The organism is Streptomyces sp. NPDC031274 (assembly GCF_055570235.1).
In genome coordinates this window covers 120122-143781 of record NZ_JBVIHP010000002.1, presented here as the reverse complement: position 1 = coordinate 143781, position 23660 = coordinate 120122, and the positions used below count along the sequence as shown (strand labels likewise).

At 70.1% G+C, this 23660-nt stretch carries 20 protein-coding genes; 7 read left to right on the top strand and 13 right to left on the bottom strand.

Features of this window, described 5'->3' with window-relative positions; translation table 11 throughout:
- Positions 1-86 precede the first annotated feature (86 nt).
- Positions 87-1016 (top strand): transketolase family protein, encoded by a 930-nt coding sequence (locus ACZ5CR_RS03600; protein WP_468853194.1) that lies wholly within the window; start codon positions 87-89, stop codon positions 1014-1016.
- On the opposite strand, the gene ACZ5CR_RS03595 is transcribed toward ACZ5CR_RS03600, so the two are convergent.
- The 3 genes from ACZ5CR_RS03595 to ACZ5CR_RS03585 all read right to left on the bottom strand — a co-directional run bounded on the left by ACZ5CR_RS03595 (position 967) and on the right by ACZ5CR_RS03585 (position 4200).
- The gene (locus tag ACZ5CR_RS03595; protein WP_468853875.1) at positions 967-2322 is read right to left on the bottom strand and encodes an MFS transporter; all 1356 of its coding nucleotides are present in this window, start codon (positions 2320-2322) and stop codon (positions 967-969) included. The two genes, ACZ5CR_RS03600 and ACZ5CR_RS03595, sit on opposite strands and share 50 nt — an antisense overlap.
- A 390-nt stretch (positions 2323-2712) precedes the next feature.
- A complete protein-coding gene (locus tag ACZ5CR_RS03590; protein ID WP_468853191.1) occupies positions 2713-3093 on the bottom strand; it encodes an MmcQ/YjbR family DNA-binding protein in 381 nt (126 codons plus the stop codon).
- 120 nt (positions 3094-3213) lie between these two features.
- Positions 3214-4200: an alpha/beta fold hydrolase gene (locus ACZ5CR_RS03585; protein ID WP_468853190.1), complete on the bottom strand. Its 987-nt coding sequence runs from the start codon at positions 4198-4200 to the stop codon at positions 3214-3216.
- Between the two features lie 518 nt (positions 4201-4718).
- On the opposite strand from ACZ5CR_RS03585, the gene ACZ5CR_RS03580 reads away from it, so the two are divergent.
- Both ACZ5CR_RS03580 and ACZ5CR_RS03575 read left to right on the top strand, forming a co-directional pair.
- The gene (locus ACZ5CR_RS03580; RefSeq protein WP_468853188.1) at positions 4719-8291 is read left to right on the top strand and encodes a ThuA domain-containing protein; all 3573 of its coding nucleotides are present in this window, start codon (positions 4719-4721) and stop codon (positions 8289-8291) included.
- A gap of 82 nt (positions 8292-8373) precedes the next feature.
- Entirely contained in the window at positions 8374-9192 is an 819-nt protein-coding gene (locus ACZ5CR_RS03575; protein ID WP_468853872.1) for a sugar phosphate isomerase/epimerase family protein, read from the top strand.
- A 62-nt stretch (positions 9193-9254) separates the two neighbouring features.
- On the opposite strand, the gene ACZ5CR_RS03570 is transcribed toward ACZ5CR_RS03575, so the two are convergent.
- From ACZ5CR_RS03570 to ACZ5CR_RS03550, 5 genes are all read right to left on the bottom strand, one after another.
- A complete protein-coding gene (locus tag ACZ5CR_RS03570; RefSeq protein ID WP_468853185.1) occupies positions 9255-9794 on the bottom strand; it encodes a GNAT family N-acetyltransferase in 540 nt (179 codons plus the stop codon).
- Positions 9791-10354 (bottom strand): helix-turn-helix domain-containing protein, encoded by a 564-nt coding sequence (locus ACZ5CR_RS03565; protein ID WP_468853183.1) that lies wholly within the window; start codon positions 10352-10354, stop codon positions 9791-9793. The genes ACZ5CR_RS03570 and ACZ5CR_RS03565 overlap by 4 nt, the downstream gene beginning before the upstream one ends.
- Positions 10355-10436: 82 nt before the next feature.
- On the bottom strand, positions 10437-11264 hold the full coding sequence (locus ACZ5CR_RS03560; RefSeq protein ID WP_468853181.1) for an ABC transporter ATP-binding protein: 828 nt from the start codon (positions 11262-11264) through the stop codon (positions 10437-10439).
- A gap of 38 nt (positions 11265-11302) precedes the next feature.
- Entirely contained in the window at positions 11303-12331 is a 1029-nt protein-coding gene (locus tag ACZ5CR_RS03555) for an ABC transporter substrate-binding protein (protein ID WP_468853179.1), read from the bottom strand.
- Positions 12332-12431: 100 nt separating this feature from the next.
- The gene (locus tag ACZ5CR_RS03550; protein WP_468853177.1) at positions 12432-13313 is read right to left on the bottom strand and encodes an ABC transporter permease; all 882 of its coding nucleotides are present in this window, start codon (positions 13311-13313) and stop codon (positions 12432-12434) included.
- A gap of 341 nt (positions 13314-13654) precedes the next feature.
- Here ACZ5CR_RS03550 and ACZ5CR_RS03545 point away from each other — a divergent pair, with 341 nt between their 5' ends.
- On the top strand, positions 13655-14653 hold the full coding sequence (locus ACZ5CR_RS03545) for a LacI family DNA-binding transcriptional regulator (RefSeq protein ID WP_468853175.1): 999 nt from the start codon (positions 13655-13657) through the stop codon (positions 14651-14653).
- A gap of 316 nt (positions 14654-14969) precedes the next feature.
- On the opposite strand, the gene ACZ5CR_RS03540 is transcribed toward ACZ5CR_RS03545, so the two are convergent.
- Positions 14970-15899: a LysR family transcriptional regulator gene (locus ACZ5CR_RS03540; protein WP_468853173.1), complete on the bottom strand. Its 930-nt coding sequence runs from the start codon at positions 15897-15899 to the stop codon at positions 14970-14972.
- An 83-nt stretch (positions 15900-15982) separates the two neighbouring features.
- On the opposite strand from ACZ5CR_RS03540, the gene ACZ5CR_RS03535 reads away from it, so the two are divergent.
- The 3 genes from ACZ5CR_RS03535 to ACZ5CR_RS03525 all read left to right on the top strand — a co-directional run bounded on the left by ACZ5CR_RS03535 (position 15983) and on the right by ACZ5CR_RS03525 (position 18825).
- Positions 15983-16744, top strand: coding sequence for a sulfite exporter TauE/SafE family protein (locus ACZ5CR_RS03535; RefSeq protein WP_468853171.1), 762 nt, complete (start codon positions 15983-15985; stop codon positions 16742-16744).
- An 11-nt stretch (positions 16745-16755) separates the two neighbouring features.
- A complete protein-coding gene (locus ACZ5CR_RS03530) occupies positions 16756-17301 on the top strand; it encodes a hypothetical protein (RefSeq protein WP_468853168.1) in 546 nt (181 codons plus the stop codon).
- Positions 17302-17583: 282 nt separating this feature from the next.
- On the top strand, positions 17584-18825 hold the full coding sequence (locus ACZ5CR_RS03525; protein ID WP_468853167.1) for an RICIN domain-containing protein: 1242 nt from the start codon (positions 17584-17586) through the stop codon (positions 18823-18825).
- Between the two features lie 106 nt (positions 18826-18931).
- On the opposite strand, the gene ACZ5CR_RS03520 is transcribed toward ACZ5CR_RS03525, so the two are convergent.
- The 4 genes from ACZ5CR_RS03520 to ACZ5CR_RS03505 all read right to left on the bottom strand — a co-directional run bounded on the left by ACZ5CR_RS03520 (position 18932) and on the right by ACZ5CR_RS03505 (position 23635).
- Positions 18932-19831: a LysR family transcriptional regulator gene (locus tag ACZ5CR_RS03520; RefSeq protein WP_468853166.1), complete on the bottom strand. Its 900-nt coding sequence runs from the start codon at positions 19829-19831 to the stop codon at positions 18932-18934.
- A gap of 181 nt (positions 19832-20012) precedes the next feature.
- A complete protein-coding gene (locus ACZ5CR_RS03515) occupies positions 20013-21221 on the bottom strand; it encodes a glycine C-acetyltransferase (RefSeq protein WP_468853164.1) in 1209 nt (402 codons plus the stop codon).
- A gap of 55 nt (positions 21222-21276) precedes the next feature.
- Positions 21277-22305 carry an L-threonine 3-dehydrogenase gene (gene tdh / locus ACZ5CR_RS03510; RefSeq protein WP_468853162.1) on the bottom strand — a complete coding sequence of 343 codons (1029 nt, stop codon included), beginning with the start codon at positions 22303-22305 and terminating at the stop codon, positions 21277-21279.
- A gap of 145 nt (positions 22306-22450) precedes the next feature.
- Positions 22451-23635, bottom strand: a complete 1185-nt coding sequence (locus ACZ5CR_RS03505; protein WP_468853161.1) for a Gfo/Idh/MocA family protein — start codon at positions 23633-23635, stop codon at positions 22451-22453.
- Positions 23636-23660: the final 25 nt, after the last annotated feature.

The window sequence follows — 23660 nt, the reverse complement described above, 5'->3', positions numbered from 1 at the left end:
CGGCGCCCGTGCGAGGGCCTGCGGTTGTCCGGCAGGCCCTCGGCCGTCTTCGCTTCCAATTCTTTTTCTTTCGGAGGTTTTCTGTCATGGACACCATGCGTGATCGCTTCGGCCCCGTCGTCTCGCGGCTGCTCGACGAGGATCCGCGCGTCGCCGTCGTCCTCGCCGAGATCGGCGCGGACGCGTTCACGGAGGCGCAGCGCAAGCACCCCGACCGGGTGATCAATGTCGGTATCCGCGAGCAGCTGCTCGTGGGGACCGGTGCCGGGCTCGCCCTTGCCGGACTGCGGCCCGTCGTGCACACCTTCGCGAGCTTTCTCGTGGAGCGGCCGTTCGAGCAGGTGAAGCTGGATTTCGGGCATCAGGGCGTGGGCGGGGTGCTGGTCAGCGCCGCCGCTTCCTTCGACTGGCCCGCCGGTGGCTTTACGCACATGTCACCGGGCGACGTCGCGCTCCTCGACACCCTGGAGGGCTGGACCGTGCATGTGCCAGGGCACCCGGACGAGGCCGAGACCCTGCTGCGGCACGCGGTCGCCGCGGGCGACGACAAGGTCTACGTCCGGCTCTCCGTGCAGTCGAACGCCCGGGGGCTGCCGGTCGACGGGGCCCGCTTTCGCACAGTGCGCGAAGGCCGCGGCGGCGTCGTGATCGCCGTCGGGCCGATGCTGGACAACGTGCTCGCCGCGAGTGAAGGCCTCGATCTGACCGTCCTGTACGCGACTACGGTGCGGCCCTTCGACCGGGAGGCCCTGCGCCGCGCGACCGGGGCGGGGGCGGTGGCCGATGTCGTGGTGGTCGAGCCCTATCTGGCCGGAACCTCGACCGCCGCCGCCAACGACGCGCTCGCCGATGTCCCGCACCGGGTGCTCGGCCTTGGGGTCGGCCGTGCTGAGCTGCGCCGCTATGGGCAGATCGACGAGCACATGGCCGCGCACGGGCTCGACGTCCGCTCTCTGCGGGAGCGGATCACCGGTTTTCTGGGCGCGCGGCACGGGCTCTCGCATCGCCCCGTTTAGCCCCGTCGGGTCGCCCCGTCGCGGGGCGGCCCTCCGGTCGGCGTCCGGGCACCGATTCGCCCGCTGGTCCTCCGCCCGAGACGGGCGCCCTCCCGTCCACCCGCACCAATCCACGTATCGCGGGCACCGAGAGCAGGCCCAGGCAGACGACGACCGTCGTCACGGCGCCCGTGATGAGGACCTGCTCCGCGCCGAAGGCGCTCGCGGCGGGGCCCGCGAGCGCCTGGCCGACCGGCAACAGGGCGATCGATCCCGCGACGTCGTATGCGTGGATGCGGTTGAGGACGTCGGGCGGCACCTGGGTCTGGACGCTCGTCGCCCACATGACGCCCCAGAAGGAGAGCCCGGCGCCCGCGACCGCGGCACCGGTCGCCATGAGCGGGACGCCGGCCTGCGCGCCGACGGCCGCCGGGAACGCGCAGTAGCCGATCAGGGCCATGGAACCGGCGCGGAGCATGCGGCGGGGGCGCAGGCGCAGGGCGACCAGGCCGCCGAGCACGGTGCCGGCGCCCAGGGCGGAGTTCACCAGGCCGTACGCGCCCGAGCCGTGCTCCTGGACGACCAGCGTGGCGACGAGCGGCGTCAGGGGGCCCGTGGTCGTGATCATCAGGACACTGAAGATGGCTATGACGCCCCAGAGCCAGGTGCGCGACCTGAACTCCCGCCACCCCTGCACCAGATCGGCCCGGAAGCCGTTGCTGTGCGGGAGCGAGCCGGGGCGCGCGGGCGGCAGCCTGAGCAGCACCAGGCACAGGGCGCTCAGTCCGTACGTTCCCGCGTGCGCGGCGAAGACGGCGCCGGGTGCGGCGAAGGCCACCAGGACGCCCGCGACGGCCGGTCCTGCCAGGGCCGCGGCCGACTCGGCCACCCGTATCGCGCCGTTGGCCTTCTGGACGTCGGTGGCCAGACGCGGGACCGTGCTGGCGACGCCGGGCTGGAAGAGGGCGCCCGCCGCGCCGTTGACCGCGCCGATCACGCAGATCTGCCAGAGGACGACGTGGCCGGAGAAGAAGAGGACGGCCGCGACCGACTGCGTGCCGAGCCGGACCACGTCCGCGCCGATCATCAGCAGGCGGGTGCTGAAGCGGTCGGCGAAGACCCCTCCGAAGATCACCAGGCCCGCGAAGCAGACCGTCGTGGCGGCCATGGCGAGCCCGACGGCTCCCGCACCGTGCCCGTGCTGGAGCAGCCCCGCGGCAAGCGCGACGGGCAGCATGGTGTCGCCGAGCTTGGCCACTGTGCGCGCGCCGAAGAAGAACCCGAAGTCCCGCGACCAGATGCTCGCGCGCTCAGTGATCATCGGCATGGTGGCCTTGCGATCTGGGGCGCGATCCCGGGTGCGACCTGGGGTGCGAGCAGGTGCGCGATCGAGCGCGGGAACGGGTGCGCGATCGAGCGCGCGATCGGGTGGCTTGCCCTTATCCGCGTCGTTGCCCTTGCCCGCCTCGTTGTCCTTGCCCGCGTCTCCGCGTTTGCTCTTACCCGCGTCCTCGTCCTCGCCCCGCCGCTCCACCGGGATCCGCGCGCGCCCGTCCTCGTCCACCCCGTCCCCTGACGGCACCCCTGTCTCCTCCCCCTGGCGGCAGCGCGGCGGGCCCGCCGTCCCGCGGACCCTCGCCCTCCGCCCCTGCCCGGATCATGTGCCCGGATCATGTGCCTGGATCATGCCATGGCGCACTGACAGCGACCGATCGCCTCAGCCCGTCGGCGGCAGACCCAACTCCGGGTAGGCGTCAAGGAGTCGGGTGGTGGCGGCCTGGCGCCAGGAGTCGGCTAGGACGTCCTTCAGCTCGGCCGCGTCCAGGGCCGAGAGCCGTGCGCGCACCCAGGCGAACATCGCCTCGTGGTCGGCGATCCAGAACTTGTCCGGCTCCGCGAGGACCAACTCGTCGCGCTCCTCCTTCGGGCAGCGCACGGCGATGGACGTCTCGTCCTCGGGAAGCGTGGCGAACATCTTTCCGGCCACCCGGAAGGTGGGCATGCTCCAGGCGATCTTCTCCGTCGTGTCCGGCAGGGACAGTGCGATACGGCGTACATCGTCACCCGTGACCTGGGCTTTGGCATGAGCTCGAGACATGCCGTGAACCGTAGCCAACGCCACTGACAGTGGCGCCCTGGGTGACGGCGGCGCCCTGGGTGACGGGGGCGCCCCGGGTGACGGGGGCGCCCCGGGTGACGGGGGCGCCCCGGACGCCCTTCACAGCACCCGCTTGTCCAGCCAGTCGCTCAGGTCCTCCTGGACCTCGTCCCTGTTGGTCTCGTTGAGGATCTCGTGGCGTGCCCCCTCGTACCCCCGCCAGGTGAGGTCGTCCAGGCCCACGTACCGGAAGTCCTCCAGGAGTTCATGGACCAGCGTCATGCCCTGGTTGCAGGGGTCCTCGGTTCCGACAGCGATGTGGACGGGCAGGTCCGCCGGGACCCGGGCCAGGTTCCGCGGGTCGTTCATCTTGCGTACGGCACGCACCCAGTCCAGGCAGAGCCCGGCGGAGAACGGGAATCCGCAGCGCTCGTCGGCGACGTACGCGTCGACCTCGGCCTCGTCGCGGGAGAGCCACTCGAATCCGGTGCGGTGCGGGTACCGGTCGTTGAAGGTGGCGAAGAGTTCGGGGAGGTAGGAGGAGAGCGACTCGCGGCCGTCCTCGGCGATCTCGCGCTCCAGGCGGACGATCGACTCCTCGATGCCGACCCCGGGCAGGGAGCGGAACGTACCGGAGAGGATCAGGCCCGCGAGGCCGTCCGGGAACTCCTGGGCGTAGTCCCTGGCCAGGTGCGAGCCCATGCTGTGGCCGAGCAGGAAGAGCGGCGTTCCGGGATTCAGGGTGCGCACCTGGTCGCCGATCGCCTTGAGGTCGTCGACGATGGCGCGCCAGCTGTCGAAGGAGGGCCCTGCGGCAGACGCGTCGGCCGACGAACCCGTCACCCCGTACCCACCCGTCGCCTGCGCCGTCGCGCCATGGCCCCGGTGGTCGGAGGCGATCACCCCATAGCCGTGCGCCATCAGGTGGCGCGCGAACCGGTCGTAGCGCAGTCCGTGTTCACCGGCGCCGTGCGCGATCTGCACGAACGCGCGCGGTCGGCCGCCTTCGGGCAGCCAGGTGTACGTGGCGACGGGAACGCCGTCCGCCGCGTTCACCAGTCCGGCGGTGTACGCGGCGGGGGCGGGTGTCGAGGCGTGGTCAGACATGGCGGGAGACTCCCCTGTGCGGCTTCGGTACGGCTTCCGTACTGCCGGGCAGCAGTGCTGTGCAGCTCTGCCGGGCAGCAGTGCTGTGCAGCTCTGCCGTGCAGCACTGCGATGCAGCTCTGCCGTGCGGCTTCGGTACGGCTTCCGTGCGGCTGGGCGGTTTCGTTTCGGTACGGCTTCCGTACAGCACTTGTCCGGCTTCCGTACGGCTTTGTTTCCTGGCCCTGAAACCCTCCCCCGCACACGCGACCTCATACCAGCACCTCTACCGGTACATCAACCGGTACCTCTCGGTGACTCCCTTCTCACGCCAGGCCCTTCCGACCCATTGACCCTCCGTCAGAGCGGAACCTACGCTGAGCAACGCGCAGGGAGAAAGCGCTTTCTAGTCTCCGCGCACCGAGACCCAGAGGTCAACCACCCGCGCAACTCGTACCGCGCAACCCGCACCCCGCAACTCGCACTCAACGCACACCCGGCTACCGGCAGCCGTCCACCCGCCCAGCCCAGGGAGCGCCATGAGTACCACGAGTCCCACCGCGCCCAGACGCGGACCCGTCCGGCCGAGACCCGGCCCCACCACGCCGAGCTCCTGGCTCGCGCTCATCGCCCTGCTGGCTCTCGTGATCGGCCTCGGCCTCACCGCTCCGCCCCGCGCCACGGCACAAGCGGATCCGGAGCCGAAGGCCGCAACCACAGCCGCAGCCTCAACAGCACCCGCAGCCGCACCCGCACCCGACCCGTTCCGCGTTCTGATCTTCTCCAAGACCACGAACTCCCACCACGAATCGATCCCCGCGGGCATCGAGGCCATCAAGAAGCTCGGCAGCGAGAACGGCTTCGAGGTGGAGGACACGGACGACGCGGCCGCCTTCACCGACGCCAATCTCGCCCGCTTCCAGGCCATCGTCTTCAACAACACCAACTCCACCCCACAGACGGGCGATCTGCTCGACGCCGAGCAGCGCGCGGCCTTCCAGAAGTACGTCCGAGCGGGCGGCGGCTGGGTCGGGCTGCACTCGGCATCGGCCAGCGAGCGGGACTGGACCTGGTACGAGGGTCTGGTCGGCGCGATCTTCGACAAGCACCCCGAGGTGCAGACCGGGCGGATCAAGGTACTCGACCACGCGCACCCCTCCACCAAGGGACTTCCGGAGCTCTGGGAGCGCACGGAGGAGTGGTACAACTGGCGCGCCAATCCGACGGGGAAGGTGCACACGCTCGCGCAGGTCAAGGTGCGTGACGGCGTCACCGGTCTCGACGAGGGCGTCGACCAGCCGTGGTCCTGGTGCCAGAACTACGACGGCGGCCGCTCCTGGTACACGGCGGGCGGGCACAACAAGTCGGCCTTCCAGGAAGAGGGCTTCCTCAAGCACCTTCTCGGCGGCATCGAGTGGGCCGCCGGCAACAAGCCCGGTGACTGCACCGCCACCAAGACCGGCGCCTTCCAGCGCACGCCGCTCGCCACCAACGATCTGGCCGACCCCTTCGAGCTGGCCGTCGCCCCCGACCGCCGGGTGTTCTTCATCCAGCGGACCGGCAAGCTGAAGATCATCGACCAGGAGACGCTGAAGGTCTCCACGGCGCTCGACTTCGACTACGCGCCCGAGATGACGAGTCAGTCGGACGGGCTGCTCGGCCTCGCGCTCGACCCCAAGTTCCAGGACAACCACTGGATCTATCTCCTGAACTCCGACAAGACCGAGAAACACATCAATCTCTCCCGCTTCACCGAAGCGAACGGAAAGGTCGATCCGGCGACGGAGAAGCGGCTCCTGACCATTCCCACGTTGCGTGGTGAGGGCCGGGCGAACTCGCACATGGCGGGCTCGATCGCCTTCGACAAGAAGGGTGATCTGTACATCGCGACCGGTGACAACACCGATCCGTTCGCGTCGGACGGATTCAGCCCGATCGACGAACGCGAAGGCCGCCGCGCCTGGGACGCGCAAGGCACCTCGGGCAATACGAACGACCTGCGCGGCAAGGTATTGCGCGTCACGCCGAAGGACGACGGTACGTATTCCGTGCCGGAGGGGAATCTCTTCGCGCCGGGGACCGACAAGACCCGGTCCGAGATCTACGCGATGGGCATGCGCAACCCCTTCCGCATCACCACGGACCCGTTGAGCGGTGCCCTGTTGATGGCGGACTACGGGCCCGACGCGAGGGCTGCCGTCGCCGACCGCGGCCCCGAGGGGACCGTCGAGTTCAACCGCATCACCAAGGCGGGCAATTACGGCTGGCCCTACTGCGTCGGCAACAACACCCCGTTCAACGACTACGACTTCGCGACGAAGAAGTCGGGCGCGAAATTCGACTGCGCGAAGATCGTGAACGATTCCCCGAACAACACGGGTCTGCGCGAGCTGCCGCCGGCGCAGCCCGCGGACGTCTGGTACGCCTACTCCGCCTCCGCGGAGTTCCCCGAACTCGGCACGGGGGGCGGCGCACCGATGAGCGGTCCCGTCTACGACTACGACGCCGACAACACGTACAAGACCAAGTTCCCCGAGTACTTCGAGGGGAAGTGGTTCAACTACGAGCTGACGCGGCAGTGGTTCAAGGTCTTCTCGATGCAGGAGAAGGACCAGACGTTCAACGATCCGCGCTTCGACCCCGCGAAGGCGGGCGACCTGAACTCGATCAACTCCATTTTCCCGGACATGAAGTGGAACCAGCCTTTCGACGCCGACTTCGGGCCTGACGGCGCGATGTACGTCATCGACTTCGGGCTCGGCAGCGGCACGGGCCGCGGCGGCAGCAACGAGGGCGCGGGCATCTACCGCATCGACTACGTGGCGGACGGGCGGCTGCCGGACGCCCGTGTGAAGGCCACTCCGGACAACGGTGGCACCCCGCTCAAGGTCGCATTCTCCAGTGAGGGTTCGGGACTGCCGGGCGACAAGCCCGTCACGTACGCGTGGGACTTCGACGGCAACGGCACGACCGACTCGACCGAGGCCGACCCGACCCACACCTACACCAAGAAGGGGCAGTTCAGCGCGCGGCTGAAGGTGACGGGCCCGGACGGTCTGAGCGGTCTGGCCGTGCAGGAGGTCACCGTCGGGAACACCCGTCCCGTGGTGACGATCCAGCAGCCGCCCAACGGCGGGACGTTCAGCTTCGGGGACACGATCCCGTTCAAGATCAAGGTGACCGACAAGGAGGACGGGAAGATCGACTGCAAGCGGGTCGTCGTCCAGTCCCAGCTCGGGCACGACGCCCATCTGCACCCGCTGGACAACTACACCGGCTGCGCGGGCGAGATCGTGACGGACGCCGGGGACAGCCACGGACCTGGCCAGAATCTCTACTACGGGATCACCGCCCAGTACGAGGACAAGGGCGCGTCCGGAGTGCCCGCCCTGACGGGTTCCGCATCCCTGACGCTGCGGACCTCTTTCCGCGAGGCCGAGCACCGCACCGCCACCGGTGGGGCGCACGGAGGTGTGGACACCGGTGACCGCGCGGACGCGTCCGGCGGCAAGCGGCTCATCGAGATCGAGGACGGCGACTGGGTCTCCTTCGACCCCGTGAACCTCAAGGGCGTCGACTCCGTGACCGTGGGCACGGCTTCGGGCGGTCTCGGCGGTGACATCGAGTTCCGCGCCGGGTCTCCGACGGGCAAGCTGCTCGGCAAGGTGACCGTGCCGAACACGGGCGGCTGGGGCAACTTCATCTCGCCGACCGCCGAACTGGCCCGCCACGACGGGACGACGAAGCTGTACGCCGTCTTCACCAACCCCGAGTGGTCGTCCGACAAGGCCGATCTCCTCACCCTCGACTGGCTGCGCTTCAACGGCCCCGGCGTCGAGAAGAAGACCGGCGCGAAGGTGACGGTCAAGGCGGACCCGGGCGGTGGCACGGCGCCGCTCGCCGTCAAGCTCACGAGCACGGTGAAGCTCCCGACGGGCCGCACCGCGGCCTCGTACCACTGGGACTTCGGCGACAACGCCAAGCCCTCCGGCACGGAGAGCGGCAGCGCCGAGCACACGTACGCGCGCGCGGGGTCGTACACGGCGCATCTGACCGTCACCGACGACAAGGGCGACACGACGACCGGCGCGGTCCGGATCACGGCGAAGTGAGGGGGTGGCCATGAAGAGAAACGGTCCGAGCGGAAAGACAACCGGCCTGAACGGGACCAGACGAGCCTTTCTCGGTACGTCGATGGGGCTCGCGGCAGCGGTCGGGACCGCACTGCCCGCGCGCGCGGGTGAGGCGTCAGGGTGCCAGCGCATTCCGCGCGGCGGCATCGGCATGCACCTCTACACAATGCGCGATGTCCTCGCACGGGACTTCGCGGGCACGCTGGAGCGCCTCTCCGACATCGGTTACGCGACCGTGGGCGTGAGCGGTCGGCACGGGTACGGCGCGGCCGACATCCGTAGGATGCTCGACGCGGTGGACCTGAGGGCGGTCCTTGAGCACGTCGCGTACGACACGCTCAAGGGCAGCGGTCTGCCCCAGGCCCTGGAGGATCTGCACACCCTCGGCGCGAAGTGGCCGGTGGTGCCGAGCCTGCCCGGGGCGCTGCACACGCCGGACGGATTCCGGGAAGCCGCACGGCAGTTCAACCGCATCGGCCAGGCCTCGCGCGACGCGGGCCTTGGCCCGGTCCTGTTCCACAACCACGGCACGGACCATGTGGTGGTGGACGGCAGGAGCCTGTACGACATCCTCCTGACCGAGACCGACCCGCATCTGGTCGGCTTCGAACTGGATGTGTACTGGGCGGCGAAGGGCGGCGGGGATCCGGCGTCGTACTTCGTACGGCACCGTCGGCGGTTCCCCGCGCTCCATGTGAAGGACATGGCGCCGGACGGCGGCTTCGCCGATGTCGGCTCGGGGACGCTGGACTTCGCCGCGATGTTCGACCACGCGCACGTGGGCGGCGTCAAGCAGTGGCTGGTGGAGCACGACACCCCCACCGATCCGTTCGCCACGGCTCGTAACAGCTACCGGTATCTGGCGGCACTGCGGTACTGATGTGCCGGGTCCGGCCGGGGCGCGCTCGCTCTGACCGCTCGTCTTCTTGGAGACCCGTCTTCTCAAAGACCTGTCTTCTTGAAGAAGAGTGTCGTCGGGTGGAGCACCCCGGCCGGATCGGCCGCGTAGTCGGGGATGACCCCGGCTGCCGTCCAACCCCCGTTCCGATAGAGGGTTTCGGCGGGGCTTCCTGTCTCCGTGTCCAGGATCAAGAGGGTCACGCCCGCGTCGGCCGCCGCCTGCTCCGCCGTGGCCAGGAGGGTGCGGGCGAGGCCCTGACCGCGCGCGGACGTGTGGACCATCAGCTTGAGGATCTCGGCGCGGTGCCTGCCGTTGGGCTTGTCCACGAAGCCGACGCTGACCGTCCCGGTGACCCGCCCCGCGTCGCGCGCGGCCCAGACGGCGAGCCGCCCGTCCGCCACCGCCGGTGCCAGGCCCCGCCACCAGTCGGCGGCGGCTGCCCCATCGAGGGGCGTGAGGAAGCCGAGGGAGGCGCCGCCGTCCACGACGTCGGCGAGCAGTTCCCCCAAGTCGTCGGCGCATTGGGCCAGTTCATCCGCGGTGAGGCGCGTCGGCGTCGCAGTCGCCCGTTCCGCCCTCATCGCGCGACCACCACAAGGACGTACCGCACGGCCCGCTCCCCCAGGCACCGGAACCGTGTCGGCCCCCAGAGCCGGAAGCGCAGGCAGTCCCCGGCGTCCAAGGCGTGTGTCTCGCCCTGCACGGTGATCTCCAGCGTTCCGTCGAGCACCCAGATGTGCTGTTCGAGGCCGGGTACGGGAGGTCGGTCGTACGCGACGTCCGCGCCCGGTTCCAGGCGGCCCTCGACGAGTTCGCCGCGCAGCCCCGCGTGCGGCGGCGACACCGACCTCCGTACGAAGCCGGATGCGCCGTCCGTCCACACGCTCTGCTCGGCCGCGCGCACCAGTTGCGCGGGCTCGGCCTCCACCTCGCTCAGGAGCTGCGACATCGTGCGCCCGTAGACCGCGCAGAGCCGGTTCAGGAGCGACGCGGTGGGGCTGATCTCCGCGCGTTCGGCGCGCGACAGGGTGGAGCGGCTCACGCCGCTGCGGTCCGCCAAGTCGCCCAGGGACAAGCCGCGTTCCGCCCGCAGCTCGGCGAGGCGGGCGGCGAGCCGCTCATCGACATCATCGCGTACCATATTTGGCACGCTATCCCGAATATGAAACGCGTGGCAAACATCAGCAGCTTCCGGCGATCTTCCGGAAGCCGCGGCTCAGGCCTCACTCGTGCACCGACACCGCCCCCAGAAGCTCGCGGATGCGTCCGGTGGCCTCGCCGAACTCGGCTGTCGCCAGCGTCGTCGCGTACGAGCGCTCGGCGGGGAGGCCGACGTCGATGATCTCCTCCACCGTGCCGGGGCGCGGGCTCATCACGACCACGCGGTCCGCGAGATAGACGGCCTCAGGGATCGAGTGGGTCACCAGGAGGACCGTGGTTCCGGTCTCGCGCCAGATGCGGTTCAGCTCGACGTTCATCTGCTCGCGGGTGAGGGCGTCGAGCGCCCCGAAGGGTTCGTCCATGAGCAGCACCGGTGGCTCGTGGAGGAGTGCGCGGCAGAGCGCGACGCGCTGCTGCATGCCGCCGGACAGTTCGTGCGGATAGGCGTCGTCGAAGCCGTCGAGTCCCGTCATGCGGATCAACTCGTCGGTACGCGCGCGTGCTTCGGCGCCGGGTATCTTGCGCATCTCCGCCTGGAGCAGGATGTTGCGGCGCGCCGTGCGCCAGTCCAGGAGCGCGGCACGCTGGAAGACGTAGCCGATGTCGCGGCGCGGCCCGCGCACCGGCTCGCCGCCGAGGAGCACGTCGCCCGACGAGGGCGCGAGCAGCCCGGCGACCAGCTTCAGGAGCGTGGACTTGCCGCACCCCGAAGGCCCGACGATCGCCACGAACTCGCCCGCGCCGACGTCGAGCGAAACGTCCTGCAACGCCGTGACGTCCTTCTTCTTCGTACGGAAGCGGACGGCGACGTCGTCGAGGCGCACCGCGGACGGCCTCGCCTTCCCCGCCCTCGTATGTGGATCGCCTGTCGTCCGTGGGCCGTCACTCATCTTGAGAGTCGCGTCCTTCGTCATTCCCCTGCCGCCCCTCAGCCCTTGATCCCCTTGGCCGCGTCCCAGTACTCCGCGACGGGCTTGGCCTCCTTGACCATGCCCGCCTTCGAGAAGACGTCGATGGTCTGCTGCCAGTCCGCCTCCGTGTTGACGCCCGGTGCCTTCCCCTTCGTGGCGTCGGTGTGCAGGAGCGTCAGCGTCGTCTTGAACTGCTCGGACAGCACGTCCTTGGGCGGCAGTTGCTCGGACGCGCCCTCCATCGCGGCGACCGCGGGCTCCGGGCTCTTCTCGGCGGCTGCCCAGGACTCGCTCACGGCGGCGGTCATGCGCTTGGCCAGATCGCCGTCGCCCTGAAGGGTCTTGGGCCCGGCGATGAGGCCGTTGGAGTAGAAGTTGAGGCCGTTCTCGGAGAAGCGCAGATACGAGACGTCCTTCTTGGCCTTGTTCTGCATGGTGGGTCCCTGGTCGCTCGCGTACCCGAGCAGCGCGTCCGTCTTGCCGGAGATCACCGCGGCGATCTTGCCCGCCGGGTCGGTATTCTGGACCTTGACGTCGGAGATCTCCATGCCGTTCTTCTCCAGGAAGATCGGGAAGGTCTTGGTGAGCGCGTCGCCCGCCGTACCCGCGATCATCTTGCCCTTGAGGTCGGCGGGCGCGTCGATGCCCTGCGCGTCGAAGAACTGCACGGAGGCGGGCGTCGTCTGGAGGAAGACCCCGAGGCTCTTGACCTTGACGCCCTGGTCGACGCCAGCGAGCACCGCCGGGGTGTCCGCCCAGCCGAAGTCGGTCTGCCCGGCGGCGGTGGCCTGCACGGTCTTCTGCGAGCCCTGGCCCGCCCTGATGTCCAGGTCGATGCCGTGCTTCTCGAAGATCTTCTGCTTCTCGCCGTAGTAGAACGGCGCGTGTTCGCCGTACGGATACCAGTTGAGCGTCAGCGTCACCTTGTCGAGCTTCTTGCCGGAGTCGCTGGTGCTCGTCTTGTCGTCATCGCCGCCGCAGGCCGTCGCGGTCACCGCGACGAGGGCCAGGGGGACGAGGCCGGTGAGCAGTCTGCGCGGGTGCATGGAACAGCCCTTCTCGCGTACGTCGAGCATCGGACATGGCGGGGTGGGTGCGCCGGCACCGCGTGGTGGGTGTCAGTAGGGCGTGCTGTGCCGAGTGTTGTCAGTACGTCGTGGTGGCGGCCACGTCCCTGCGGCTCGCGTGCCACGGCAGAAGCAGCTTCTCGGCGATCTCGACGAGCACGAAGAGGACGACGCCGATCAGCGACATGACGAGGAGCCCCGCGAAGAGCATCGGGGTGTCGAGGTTTCCGTTGGCCTGGAGGATCACATAGCCGAGACCTTCGTTCGCGCCGACGAACTCGCCCACGACGGCACCGGTGACGGCGAGGGTGACGGCCACCTTCAGGCCGGAGAACAGGTGCGGAAGGGACGCCGGGAAGCGGATCTTGAGGAAGGTCTGCCAAGGGCGCGCGCCCATGGTGGCGGAGAGCTGGAGCATCTCCGGGTCGACGGCCTTCAGCCCGGTCACCATCGAGATGACGACGGGGAAGAAGGCGATCAGAACGGCGATGAGGATCTTGGGAGCGATGCCGAAGCCGAGCCAGACGACGAACAGCGGGGCGATCGCGATCTTGGGCACGACCTGGGCGAAGAGGAGGATCGGGTAGAGCGTCTTCTCGACGGTCGTCGAGTAGACCATGACGACCGCGGACAGAATGCCGACGCCCACGGCGATGATGAAGCCGAGCAGGGTCTCGTACGTGGTGACCCAGGTGTGCTGCCACAGATAGTCGGGCTTGTCGAGGATGACGTCGAGGGTCGCGCCGGGTGAGGGCACGAGGTACGCCTCGACCATCTCGGTGGCGGCGATCAGCCACCAGGCCCCGAAGCAGACGAGCAGCAGGACGAGCGGACGCCAGCTCTTCTCGGCGGCGTCGGCGGTACGTTGCCGCAGAGTCGGGCTGCTGCGTTCGGCGACGCCCGCTGTCTTCACGGGAGTTGCCTGTAGTGCACTCTGGCTCACGGTGAACTCCCCTGGCATTCAGCGAACTTCGGAGGTAGTTGCGGAGCTTCGGTGGTGCGGAAACCGCTTTCAGAAAGCGCTTTCTGATAAGGTGTCCGCCACGCTAATGACTGGCTGACCGCAGGGTCAATAGGTCGGCTCGAAGTTTCGCGGCGCGAGACGAAGGGGGCGCGGTGCGGGCGCTAGGGCGCGAGCAGGAACCCGGAGCGGGGCGGTCCCGTGTAGAGAAAGCCGGAGCCGGGCGCGGGTACGGGGAGCAGGCGGCCGGAGCGGGGAGAGCCGGCTCGGGGCAGCCCCGTGAGCAGCTACCCGCACCGGGGCGCGGCCGTGAACACGGGCCGCATGTCACTCTGCACTCGGTGGCCCGAACCGCCGGGGTCTCCCCGGCCACCGCGTCACGGGCCCTGAACGGCACGACCCGCGTCCGCGAGGACCTGCGGCGCCGGGTGCTCGAAGCGGCGGAGCAGCTGGGGTACATCCCCAACGCCCATGCGCAGGCGCTCGCCAGTTCCTCGAACAACACCGTCGGCGTCATCTGCCACGACGTCGGCGACCCCTACTTCGCGGCGATCGCGAGCGGGGTGATGGCGGCGGCGGCCGAGCAGGATGTACTGGTCATGCTGGGCAGCACCTTCCGCGCCCCGGCGCGGGAGATCGCGTACGTCTCGATGCTGCGGGCACAGCGGGCCCGCGCGATCCTGCTCATCGGCTCGGGCTTCCAGGACCCCACGTGGGAAAGGGCGTTGGAGTCGGAGCTCGCTCCCTACATGCGTGACGGGGGCCGCGTCGCCGTGATCAGCAGGCACCGCAGTCTGCGCGTGGACACGGTGCAGCCCGAGAACCGGGCGGGGGCGGGGGCTCTGGCGCGGGCGCTGCTCGCCCTGGGCCACCGGGAGTTCGCCGTCCTCACAGGCCCCGAACGGCTCACCACGGTCGCGGACCGCCTGGCCGGGTTCCGCGCGGCGCTGGCCGACGCGGGGGTGCCCCTGCCTCCGGAGCGGATCGTGGAGGGTGCCTTCACTCGCGACGGGGGTCATGCGGCGGCGGCCGAACTGCTGCGCCGGGGCCGGCGGCCGACGTGCGTCTTCGCGGTGACGGACGTGATGGCCGTGGGGGCCCTCGGCGCGCTGCGGGAGCGAGGGCTGCGCGTGCCGGACGACGTGTCGCTCGCGGGCTTCGACGACATCCCCCTGGTCGGAGAACTGACACCGCCGCTGACCACGGTGGCGCTGCCGTTGACGCGGATGGGGCGGGATGTACTCGCTTTGGCGCTCCGTGAGCGGGGTGCGAGGTCACGGGTGGAGCGGGTGCGGGGCGAGGTGGTGCTGCGGGCCAGCACGGGGCGGCCGTCGAGCTGAGCCCTCTCGGCAACCAGTAGAGGTGGCACTGCGGACCAGCATGGGGGCGACCGTCGGCCTGAGCCCTCTCGGCAACCAGTAGAGGTGGCACTGCGGACCAGCATGGGGGCGACCGTCGGCCTGAGCCCTCTCGGCAACCAGTAGAGGTGGCACTGCGGACCAGCATGGGGGCGACCGTCGGCCTGAGCCCTCTCGGCAACCAGTAGAGGTGGTACTGCGGACCAGCATGGGGCGGCCGTCGGCCTGGGTCCTCTCGGCAACCAGCAGTTGCCGCCACAGTCCGCCACCCGGCACCTTGCACCCTGCACCCGCCCGTTCACCCCCACTCGGCCACCCGATGGCCCGGCAGCATGGGCTCCGAGGTGGACGCCTTGCGCAGATGGTCGGCCAGCGCCTCTGTCGCCGGGGACGCGGGGCCGTTCTTGGCGCCCCAGGCCAGCAGGTGGTGGCGCCGGGCCCAGGGGTCCTGGAGGTCGCACACGTCCAGGGGCTGGGTGGGGTCGATCACGCGGCGTGGGACGATCGCGAGGCCGACGCCCGCCGCCGCCAGGGCGACCAGGACATTGAGATCGGCGACCGTGGTGCGGTAGCGGACCACGGGTGCGTGGGGGCCCACGTGTCTCTCGATCCAGCGACGCAGCGAGGCAGCGGCGTCGAGCCCGACGAGCGGGTGTTCGGCGGCCTCGCTGTAGGTCAGCGACGTACGGCCCGCCAGGATCCCTCCGGCCTGGCCGACCACCACGAGGGAGTCGTCACCGAGGGGCTCCATGGCGAGACCGCAGTCGCGTGCCTCGTCGTCGAGGACGATGCCCAGGTCCGCCTCGCCGTCGACGAGCATCCGCACGATCTGCGGGGTGCGCCTCTCGGAGACCCTGACGTCGACGTCGGGGTGCGCCCGGAGGAACGAGACGAGCGCCTGCGGTACGAGCCTGTGCACCGCGGAACCGCCGCCCAGGAGTGTCAGGGGCGCGGTCGGGGATCTCGTATAGCTCGCGACGGCGCTTTCGAGCCGGACGGTCTGGGCGAGTACCTCGCGCGCGTGCCGGGCCAGTGTGGTCCCCGCCGGGGTGGGGCGCACACCCCTCCTGCCGCGGATCAGGAGTGCCACACCGGCCTGCTGCTCAAGGGAGCGGACCCTGGCGCTGGCCGAAGGCAGGCTCAGATGCATCCGGCGGGCGCCTGCCGTGATCGACCCCTCCGTCACGGTGTCGAGGAAGAGCCGCAGATCGTCGAGGTCGTAGCGCACCTCATGAGCCTATGGCACAGCCTAAGGCTGGGTACATCGATTACGCATTGTGGACCCACCCGTCACGGGGCGATGCTCGGCGGGTGTCCGAGATTCTGCTGGTCCTGATCGCAGGCATGGCCGCCGGAGCGCTGAACTCCGTCGGCGGCGGAGGCACGTTCGTGGCACTGCCCGCTCTGGTCGCCGTCGGCCTCTCCCCGGTGACGGCGAACGCGTCGTCGACCATCGCCCTGGTGCCGGGAGCCGTGGCCAGCGGATGGGTCTACCGACGCGAACTCGCCCCGCTCGGAGCGACGTCGACGACAGCCCTGACCACGGTCAGCGTGATCGGGGGCGGGCTCGGCGCCACCCTGCTCCTCACCCTCCCCGCGGCCTCGTTCGACGCCGCCGTGCCGTGGCTGCTCGCGTTCGCCACGGTGGTTCTCGCCTTCGGCCGCCTCCTGTCCCGCACGATCAGCGGCGCGCTCGGCCGCCAGCTCGGCATGAGTCCGCGAGCCGTTCTGGTCAGCCAGTTCCTGCTCGCGCTGTACGGCGGATACTTCGGCGGAGCCGTAGGCATCATGATGTTCGCCCTGTGGGGCATCGGCCTCGGCCTCGACGCCGCCGTCAGCAATCCGATGCGGATCACCCAGATCGCGGCCATCAATCTCAGCGCGACCGCACTGCTCCTCGTCGCGTCGGACGCGCTCGACGCTCCGCGCGTCCTCGCCCCGATGTTCGTCGGCGCGCTGGCGGGCGGCTTCGTCGGCGCCCACTTCGCACGGCGTCTCTCCGCCCGGCTGCTGCGGAGCATCATCCTCACCACGGCCGTGACGATGACCGTCCTCTACTTCGTACGCGGCTGAGGTCGGCCGGCATGGCGGACGAGGACTCCGACGCCACCGAGTCGCCGTACACGGAGGCGGCGCGAGCCCGGCTGGCGATGGCCCAGGAGGCGTGCGAACTGGCCGGTCTCGCGCGCGCCGCCGTACCGGTCGGCGAACACGAACTGCGCCCCGACGGCACCGCCCGCTCCCCCGGCTCGGTGCTGGCCGACGCCGCCGGCGTGCTCAGGGCGGCACACCGGTTCTTCGAGGCCGCCGCCGTGTGCGAGCGGTTGGGCGGCGCGAGTTGGCAGCGCATCGGCGACGTTCTGGGCGTGGAGCCGCAGAGCGCGCGAGCGCGCTTCGCCGCCGCAGAGTCCTGTTTCCGGAAGGAACTCGAAGGCGGTGGCACCGTCGCGGATCCCGGTGATGCGGGCTGGTGGCGGGCCTATACGGCGGGCAACCCGCTGGAAGCGGCACGCGACCTCGACGACTGGGTCCTGCGCCACGAGGACGGGGACGGCGATCTCGGCACCGCGCCGGTCTCCGGCGGGCTGACGCGGAGAGATCCCGAGAGCAAGCAGAGGGAATCCCAATAGCAAATAGAGCCCCGGTCGGCAGCTGAGACGGCGTCACAGGCGAGAACCGGCCCCCGCGCCCCCGGCGCGTCCCGCCCCGCCGTGCGTTCCCCCAACGGACGTGCCGACGGGGAGAGTTGTCGCCACCTGGGTCGACGTCCGTATGAACGGCTGCCGCACGCCCCGGTAATTGAGGGGTGAAGAGCAGCCGAAATCAGCCCGTATCGGTAATCGGTCTCACCTCCTACTCTGTGAGGCGCACACGCGGGGGGATCACTGTCCGTCTTCCACGGAGGTTGACAAATGTCTGCGTTGTCCGAGGGAATCTACCTGCTCAAGAACGAGGAGAGCGGGCTGTACGCGGGAGTGCAGGGAGCCAAGACCGCACAGAGCGTGCCGGTCGTACAGCAGGAGTTGCACCCGCAAGGAACGGCCCGGTACAGCCAGTTGTGGCATCTGCGGCCCAACGCGGCGAGGGAGGACGCCTGGACGCTGCAGAGCGTGCACAGCACCTTGCGCATGGACATCATGACCGGCCGCGGGCGCGCGGGCTCGCAGGTGCAGCAGTGTCCGGCGGAGACCCGGCAGGATCTCCTTGTGTCCCAGCTGTGGCGGCCTGTGGAGATCGGCGACGACCGGTACACGCTGGTCAACGTGAACAGCGGTCATTTACTCTCCGTCCGCAACGACAGCAGTGCGCCGGACGCGCCCCTGGAGCAGGCGGCCAAGCCCGCCCTGGGCCCCCGCACCGCCCAGCAGTGGATCCTCGAACGGGTGCCCGGCCGGGGCGAGGCCAAGGGATTCGACGCGCTGACGGCCACCGTCGTCTCCTCCAGCGGCGGTGTCCTGGGCACCGTACTCGGCTCCCTGAGCGGCGCGACCAAGCAGGCGCTCGACGCGGGCGGCGGCATCTTCGAGTCGGCGGCCAAGGCCATCCCGGACAGCGATACGCCCTACGTGCGCTTCGACGGCTTCCGCGGGGACGAGTTCATCCGCTTCTCCAAGCGGCGCGGCATCGAAGGAGGTCCGAGGAAGATCGCCGATCAGTTCCCGCACCTGCCCAAGCCGTTCAGCGACGGCTTCGAAGCAGTCGGCCCGGCCGCCGAGCACAGCGGCCACACCTACCTGGGCTTCATGCGGGACCAGGCCGTCGAGTTCTCCGACAAGAGCCACGGCCCCGTCCACGACGCGGAGAACATCCTGCACCCCGAACTCCTGCAGGCGGTCGGCGAACTGTGCGATGTCACCGCCTTCGGCAACGACGGCGGGCGGCTTGTGGTCTTCGGCCAGAAGGACAGCTGCACCGTGGATCCCGCAGAGGTGCACCTGTGGCGTGGCTCCTACCACCAGCAGTTCCTGCTGACGGCCGCACCCGAGGCCTTCGGGTTCGGCCCGGACGCGGCGAGCACGGCCGTCGCCGACTCCACCGCCCACTACTTCCTCACCAAGGGCGACGAGTTCGTCGTCGTCTCCGAGGACAAGCTCATCCAGGGCCCGGCCAGGCTCATCGACGTCTACCCGTTCCTGGACGGCCTCTGGATGTAGCCACCGTCCCGCCGGCGTCCGCACCCGGCCCTGTCCCGTCGGGGCGCACCGCCGACGGGGCCGGGCCGCGGGCCGGTCGCCACCGCTGCCCCGCCATTACCCGCCGCTACCCCGCCGCTTCCCCCAGCGCGTCGAGCACCGGGCGGATCAGCGGATGCTCCTCCGCTCCGCACCGCACCGCCGCGAAAACCCGGCGGGTGGGAGCGACGCCCTCCACCGGGCGGATCACCACCCCCGAGACGTCCATGCCGCGCAGCGCCGACCGCGGCACCAGGGCCACGCCCATGCCCGCCGAGGCAAGCGCGACCACCGCCCGGAAATCGTCCGACCAGTGTTCGAGCAGGGGCTGGAAGCCCGCGGCCTCGCAGGCGAGTATCACCACGTCATGGCAGGGGTTGCCCGCGAAGGGCCCGATCCACGCGTCCTTGGCGAGCTCCGCGAGCGGCACGCGCTCCGACTCGGCGAGGCGATGCGTCTCGGGGAGCACCGCGTCGAACGGCTCGACGTACAACGGGACCCGCGTCAGGCGCGGATCGTCCGCACCCGGCGCGCCCCGGTACTCCACCGCCACGGCGACGTCCACCTGCCGGTCCAGGACCATCGGCAGGCTCGCGTCGCCCTCCGCGTCCTGCACCCGCACGCGTATCCCGGGCGCACCGGACGAGAGACGGGCGAGAGCGGGACCGACCACCAGGGCGATCCCCGTGGCGAAGGAGGCCACCGTCACCGTCCCCGCCTCACCCGAGCTGTACGCGGCGAGCTCCGCCTCGGCCCGTTCCAGCTGGGCGAGGACCGCGTTCGTGTGGGAGAGCAGGATCTCGCCCGCCGGGGTGAGACGGACCCCGCGTGCACCCCGCTCGACCAAGCGGTGACCGGTCTCCTGCTCCAGGGCGGTCAGCTGCTGGGAGACCGCGGACGGCGTGAGGTAGAGCGCGGCGGCAGCGGCCGTCACCGTGCGGTGGTCGGCCACCGCACGGAGGATGTGCAGCCGCCGCGCTTCGATCATGGGGTCGATTGTCCCAAACCGCGGACCTCACCGACACCAGCGGTCCGGCCAAGCCCACGGGCGCCCGTGGGCGCTCAGAACCGTGGCTGCTCAGGCACCCGTGGGTGCTCAGGCCCGTGGGCGCTCGGGCCCCGTGGGTGCTCAGGCACCTGTGCAGGCGCTCAAGCACCCGTGGAGACGCTCAGGCACCCGAAGCGTCCAGCTCCGCCCGCGCCGCCATGAAGGCGTCCACCGCACGGTTCACGTCGTCCGTGGAGTGCGCGGCCGACAGCTGGACGCGGATACGGGCCGCGCCCTGCGGCACCACGGGGTACGAGAAGCCGATCACGTACACGCCACGCTCCAGGAGCAGCTCGGCCATCCGTCCCGCGACCGAGGCGTCGCCGATCATCACCGGGGCGATCGCGTGGTCGCCGGGCAGGATGTCGAAACCCTCCTGCGTCATCCGCGAGCGGAAGAGCGCGGTGTTCGCGGCGAGCCGTTCCCGCAGGTCGCCCGCCGACTCCAGGAGGTCGATGACCTTCAGCGAGGCCGCCGCGATCACCGGGGCGAGGGTGTTCGAGAAGAGGTAAGGGCGCGAGCGCTGGCGAAGGAGCGCGACGATCTCCGCGCGCGCCGCCACGTAGCCGCCGGAGGCGCCGCCGAGCGCCTTGCCGAGGGTGCCGGTGATGATGTCGACGCGGTCCATGACGCCGTGCAGCTCGGGCGTACCACGTCCGCCGGGACCGACGAAGCCGACGGCGTGCGAGTCGTCGACCATCACCATGGCGTCGTAGCGCTCGGCGAGGTCGCAGATCTCCCGCAGCGGGGCGACGTACCCGTCCATGGAGAAGACGCCGTCGGTGACGATCAGCTTGCGGCGCGCCCCGCCCTCGGAGGCCTCCTTCAACTGCTGCTCCAGGTCCGCCATGTCGCGGTTGGCGTAGCGGAAGCGGCGGGCCTTGGAGAGCCGGATGCCGTCGATGATCGACGCGTGGTTGAGCGCGTCGGAGATGACCGCGTCCTCGGCGCCGAGCAGCGTCTCGAAGACTCCGCCGTTGGCGTCGAAGCAGGACGAGTAGAGGATGGTGTCCTCCTGGCCGAGGAACCCGGACAGGCGCCCTTCGAGCTCCTTGTGCACCTCCTGCGTGCCGCAGATGAAGCGCACGGACGCCATGCCGTAGCCCCAGCGGTCCAGGGCCTCGTGCGCGGCGGCGATGACCTCGGGGTGGTCGGCGAGGCCGAGGTAGTTGTTCGCGCAGAAGTTCAGTACGTCGCCGGGGCGGCCCCCCGCGGTGACGCCGACCGTGGCGGACTGCGGGGTGCCGATGACACGCTCGGGCTTGTGCAGGCCCGCGGCGCGGATCTCGTCGAGGGTGGTGCGCAGGTCGTCGCGTACGGAGTCGAACATGCTTGATTCCTTTGGGAGTTAAGCCGTGGAGAGCGTGCAGCCGCGGTGTGGGAGGTCAGGAGGTCCAGTCGAGAATGACCTTGCCGCCGCGGCCGCTCGCCGCGTCGTCGAAGGCCGCCTCGAAGTCACGGTGGCCGTAGCGTCCCGTGATCACGGGAGCGAGGTCGAGGCCGCCTTCGAGCAGCACGGACATGGAGTACCAGGTCTCGAACATCTCGCGGCCGTAGATGCCCTTGATCGTGATCATGGAGGTGACGATCCGGGACCAGTCGACGGCGAACTCCTCGGCCGGCAGACCGAGCATGGCGATCTTGCCGCCGTGCGTCATGTTGGCGAGCATGTCGCGCATCGCGACGGGGTTGCCCGACATCTCCAGACCGACGTCGAAGCCCTCGCGCAGGCCCAGTTCGCGCTGCCCCCCGGAGATCGAGGTCTCGGCGACGTTCAGCGCCAGGCTCGCGCCGACCTTGCGGGCCAGCTCCAGGCGCTCCTCGCTGACGTCCGTGACGACGACGTTGCGGGCGCCCGCGTGCCGGGCCACGGCCGCCGCCATCAGGCCGATCGGTCCCGCCCCGGTGATCAGCACGTCCTCCCCGACCAGCGGGAAGGACAGCGCGGTGTGCACCGCGTTGCCGAACGGGTCGAAGATCGCGGCCACGTCGAGGTCCACGGCGACGCGGTGCACCCACACATTGGCGGCGGGCAGCGCGACGAGCTCCGCGAACGCCCCGTCCCTGCCGACGCCGAGCCCCACCGTCGCGCGGCACAGGTGACGGCGGCCCGCCTGGCAGTTGCGGCACTTGCCGCAGACCAGGTGGCCCTCGCCGCTGACCCGGTCGCCGACCTTGATGTCCGCGACGTCCCGCCCGGTCGAGACGACCTCGCCGACGAACTCGTGCCCGACGACCAGCGGCGCCGCGATCGCCTGCTGCGCCCAGCCGTCCCAGGCCCGGATGTGCAGATCGGTGCCGCAGATCCCGGTGCGGAGCACCTTGATCAGGACGTCTCCGTTGCCGATCACCGGCTCCGGCACGTCCATCAGCCGGAGACCCGGCTCTGCTTTCTCCTTGACCAGCGCCTTCAACGCAGCGGCTCCTGTCGTACGTCGCTTGTTCCACCGACGACACAGGAATCTTCCCTACGGCGGCGCCCTGGTCCATCGAGGATTTCTTAAGCGCCGCCGCAGCTTTCCTTCAAGCCCGGCCCAGGCCCGATTCAGGCCCCGCCGACTAGCGGGTCTGACCCCGCTCGAAGTACGCGATGAGCTCCGGGTCGAGGACCGGCACCTCACGCGGCGTGCCCCCGTCCCGCAACGACTGCGTCGCGCGCACGCCCGCCGCCACCGCCATCCGGGCCGCGACCGGCGAGGTGTCGGTGCGCCCTCCCTCGCGGGCGAAACGGACGAACTCCTCGATGAGCAGCGGGTCGGATCCGCCGTGCCCGCCCTCGTCCTCGGCGTCCGGCACCGGGTACTCGGCGTCGGCGTCGGGGCGGTAGGTCGAGCGCCGCGTGTTCCAGACCTTCACCACTCCCCCGGGGCCGTCGCCGAAGTTCTCCAGGCGGCCCGCGTCCCCGATGACGGTGTAGTTGCGCCAGTAGTCGGGCGTGAAGTGGCACTGCTGGTAGGAGGCGAGGACCCCGTTGTCGAGGCGCATGTTGACCAGGGAGACGTCCTCCACGTCGATGACCGGGTTGAGGTCGCGCTGGGTGTTCGGCGGCCAGTGGCCGTCCTCGGTGTACCAGTCGTCCGTCTTCGGCTCGCCCGGCTCGCGGCGGTGCGGATTGTCCCCGTAGACCATGAGGTCGCCGAGGGCCTGCACCTGGCGGGTGTACCCGTCGGCGAGCCAGTGCAGGACATCGATGTCGTGGGCCGCCTTCTGGAGCAACAGGCCCGTGGTGTTCTGTCGTTCGGCGTGCCAGTCCTTGAAGTACCAGTCGCCTCCGTAGGCGACGAAGTGACGCACCCAGACCGTCTTGACCTCACCGATGTCACCGCGCCTGATGATGTCGCGCATCAGCCTGACCACGGGCATGTGGCGCATGTTGTGGCCTACGTAGAGGCGGGTTCCCGTCTCGTACGCGGTCCGCAGGATCTCGTCGCAGGCCTCGATGCCGATGTCGAGGGGCTTCTCCACGAAGACGGGCTTCTTCGCGCGCAGCGCCTCGCAGGCGAGCTGCGCGTGGGTGTGGTCCGGGGTGAGGATCACGACGGCGTCGATGTCCGGATCCTCGATGACCTTGCGGTGGTCGGTGGATATCAGGGCCCCGGGGAAGGCCACGGCCGCCTCCGTCCGCGCGGTGACATCGTGGTCGGCGAGCGCGGTGACGCGGTGGCCCTCGCCGGGCCGGTGTGCGGTGCGGGCCAGCGAACCGCGCAGGCCGTAGCCGAGGACGCCGAGACGGAGGTCGGTCATGGTGTGCCTTTCCGTACAGATATCT

What these genes read in the sequence shown, in the direction of transcription:
- ACZ5CR_RS03600 (WP_468853194.1), top strand. Translation starts at nt 87, where the DNA reads ATGGACACCATGCGTGATCGCTTCGGCCCCGTCGTCTCGCGGCTGCTC.
- ACZ5CR_RS03595 (WP_468853875.1), bottom strand. Translation starts at nt 2,322, where the DNA reads ATGCCGATGATCACTGAGCGCGCGAGCATCTGGTCGCGGGACTTCGGG.
- ACZ5CR_RS03590 (WP_468853191.1), bottom strand. Translation starts at nt 3,093, where the DNA reads ATGTCTCGAGCTCATGCCAAAGCCCAGGTCACGGGTGACGATGTACGC.
- ACZ5CR_RS03585 (WP_468853190.1), bottom strand. Translation starts at nt 4,200, where the DNA reads ATGTCTGACCACGCCTCGACACCCGCCCCCGCCGCGTACACCGCCGGA.
- ACZ5CR_RS03580 (WP_468853188.1), top strand. Translation starts at nt 4,719, where the DNA reads ATGAGTACCACGAGTCCCACCGCGCCCAGACGCGGACCCGTCCGGCCG.
- ACZ5CR_RS03575 (WP_468853872.1), top strand. Translation starts at nt 8,374, where the DNA reads ATGGGGCTCGCGGCAGCGGTCGGGACCGCACTGCCCGCGCGCGCGGGT.
- ACZ5CR_RS03570 (WP_468853185.1), bottom strand. Translation starts at nt 9,794, where the DNA reads ATGAGGGCGGAACGGGCGACTGCGACGCCGACGCGCCTCACCGCGGAT.
- ACZ5CR_RS03565 (WP_468853183.1), bottom strand. Translation starts at nt 10,354, where the DNA reads ATGGTACGCGATGATGTCGATGAGCGGCTCGCCGCCCGCCTCGCCGAG.
- ACZ5CR_RS03560 (WP_468853181.1), bottom strand. Translation starts at nt 11,264, where the DNA reads ATGAGTGACGGCCCACGGACGACAGGCGATCCACATACGAGGGCGGGG.
- ACZ5CR_RS03555 (WP_468853179.1), bottom strand. Translation starts at nt 12,331, where the DNA reads ATGCACCCGCGCAGACTGCTCACCGGCCTCGTCCCCCTGGCCCTCGTC.
- ACZ5CR_RS03550 (WP_468853177.1), bottom strand. Translation starts at nt 13,313, where the DNA reads ATGCCAGGGGAGTTCACCGTGAGCCAGAGTGCACTACAGGCAACTCCC.
- ACZ5CR_RS03530 (WP_468853168.1), top strand. Translation starts at nt 16,756, where the DNA reads ATGGCGGACGAGGACTCCGACGCCACCGAGTCGCCGTACACGGAGGCG.
- ACZ5CR_RS03525 (WP_468853167.1), top strand. Translation starts at nt 17,584, where the DNA reads ATGTCTGCGTTGTCCGAGGGAATCTACCTGCTCAAGAACGAGGAGAGC.
- ACZ5CR_RS03520 (WP_468853166.1), bottom strand. Translation starts at nt 19,831, where the DNA reads ATGATCGAAGCGCGGCGGCTGCACATCCTCCGTGCGGTGGCCGACCAC.
- ACZ5CR_RS03515 (WP_468853164.1), bottom strand. Translation starts at nt 21,221, where the DNA reads ATGTTCGACTCCGTACGCGACGACCTGCGCACCACCCTCGACGAGATC.
- ACZ5CR_RS03505 (WP_468853161.1), bottom strand. Translation starts at nt 23,635, where the DNA reads ATGACCGACCTCCGTCTCGGCGTCCTCGGCTACGGCCTGCGCGGTTCG.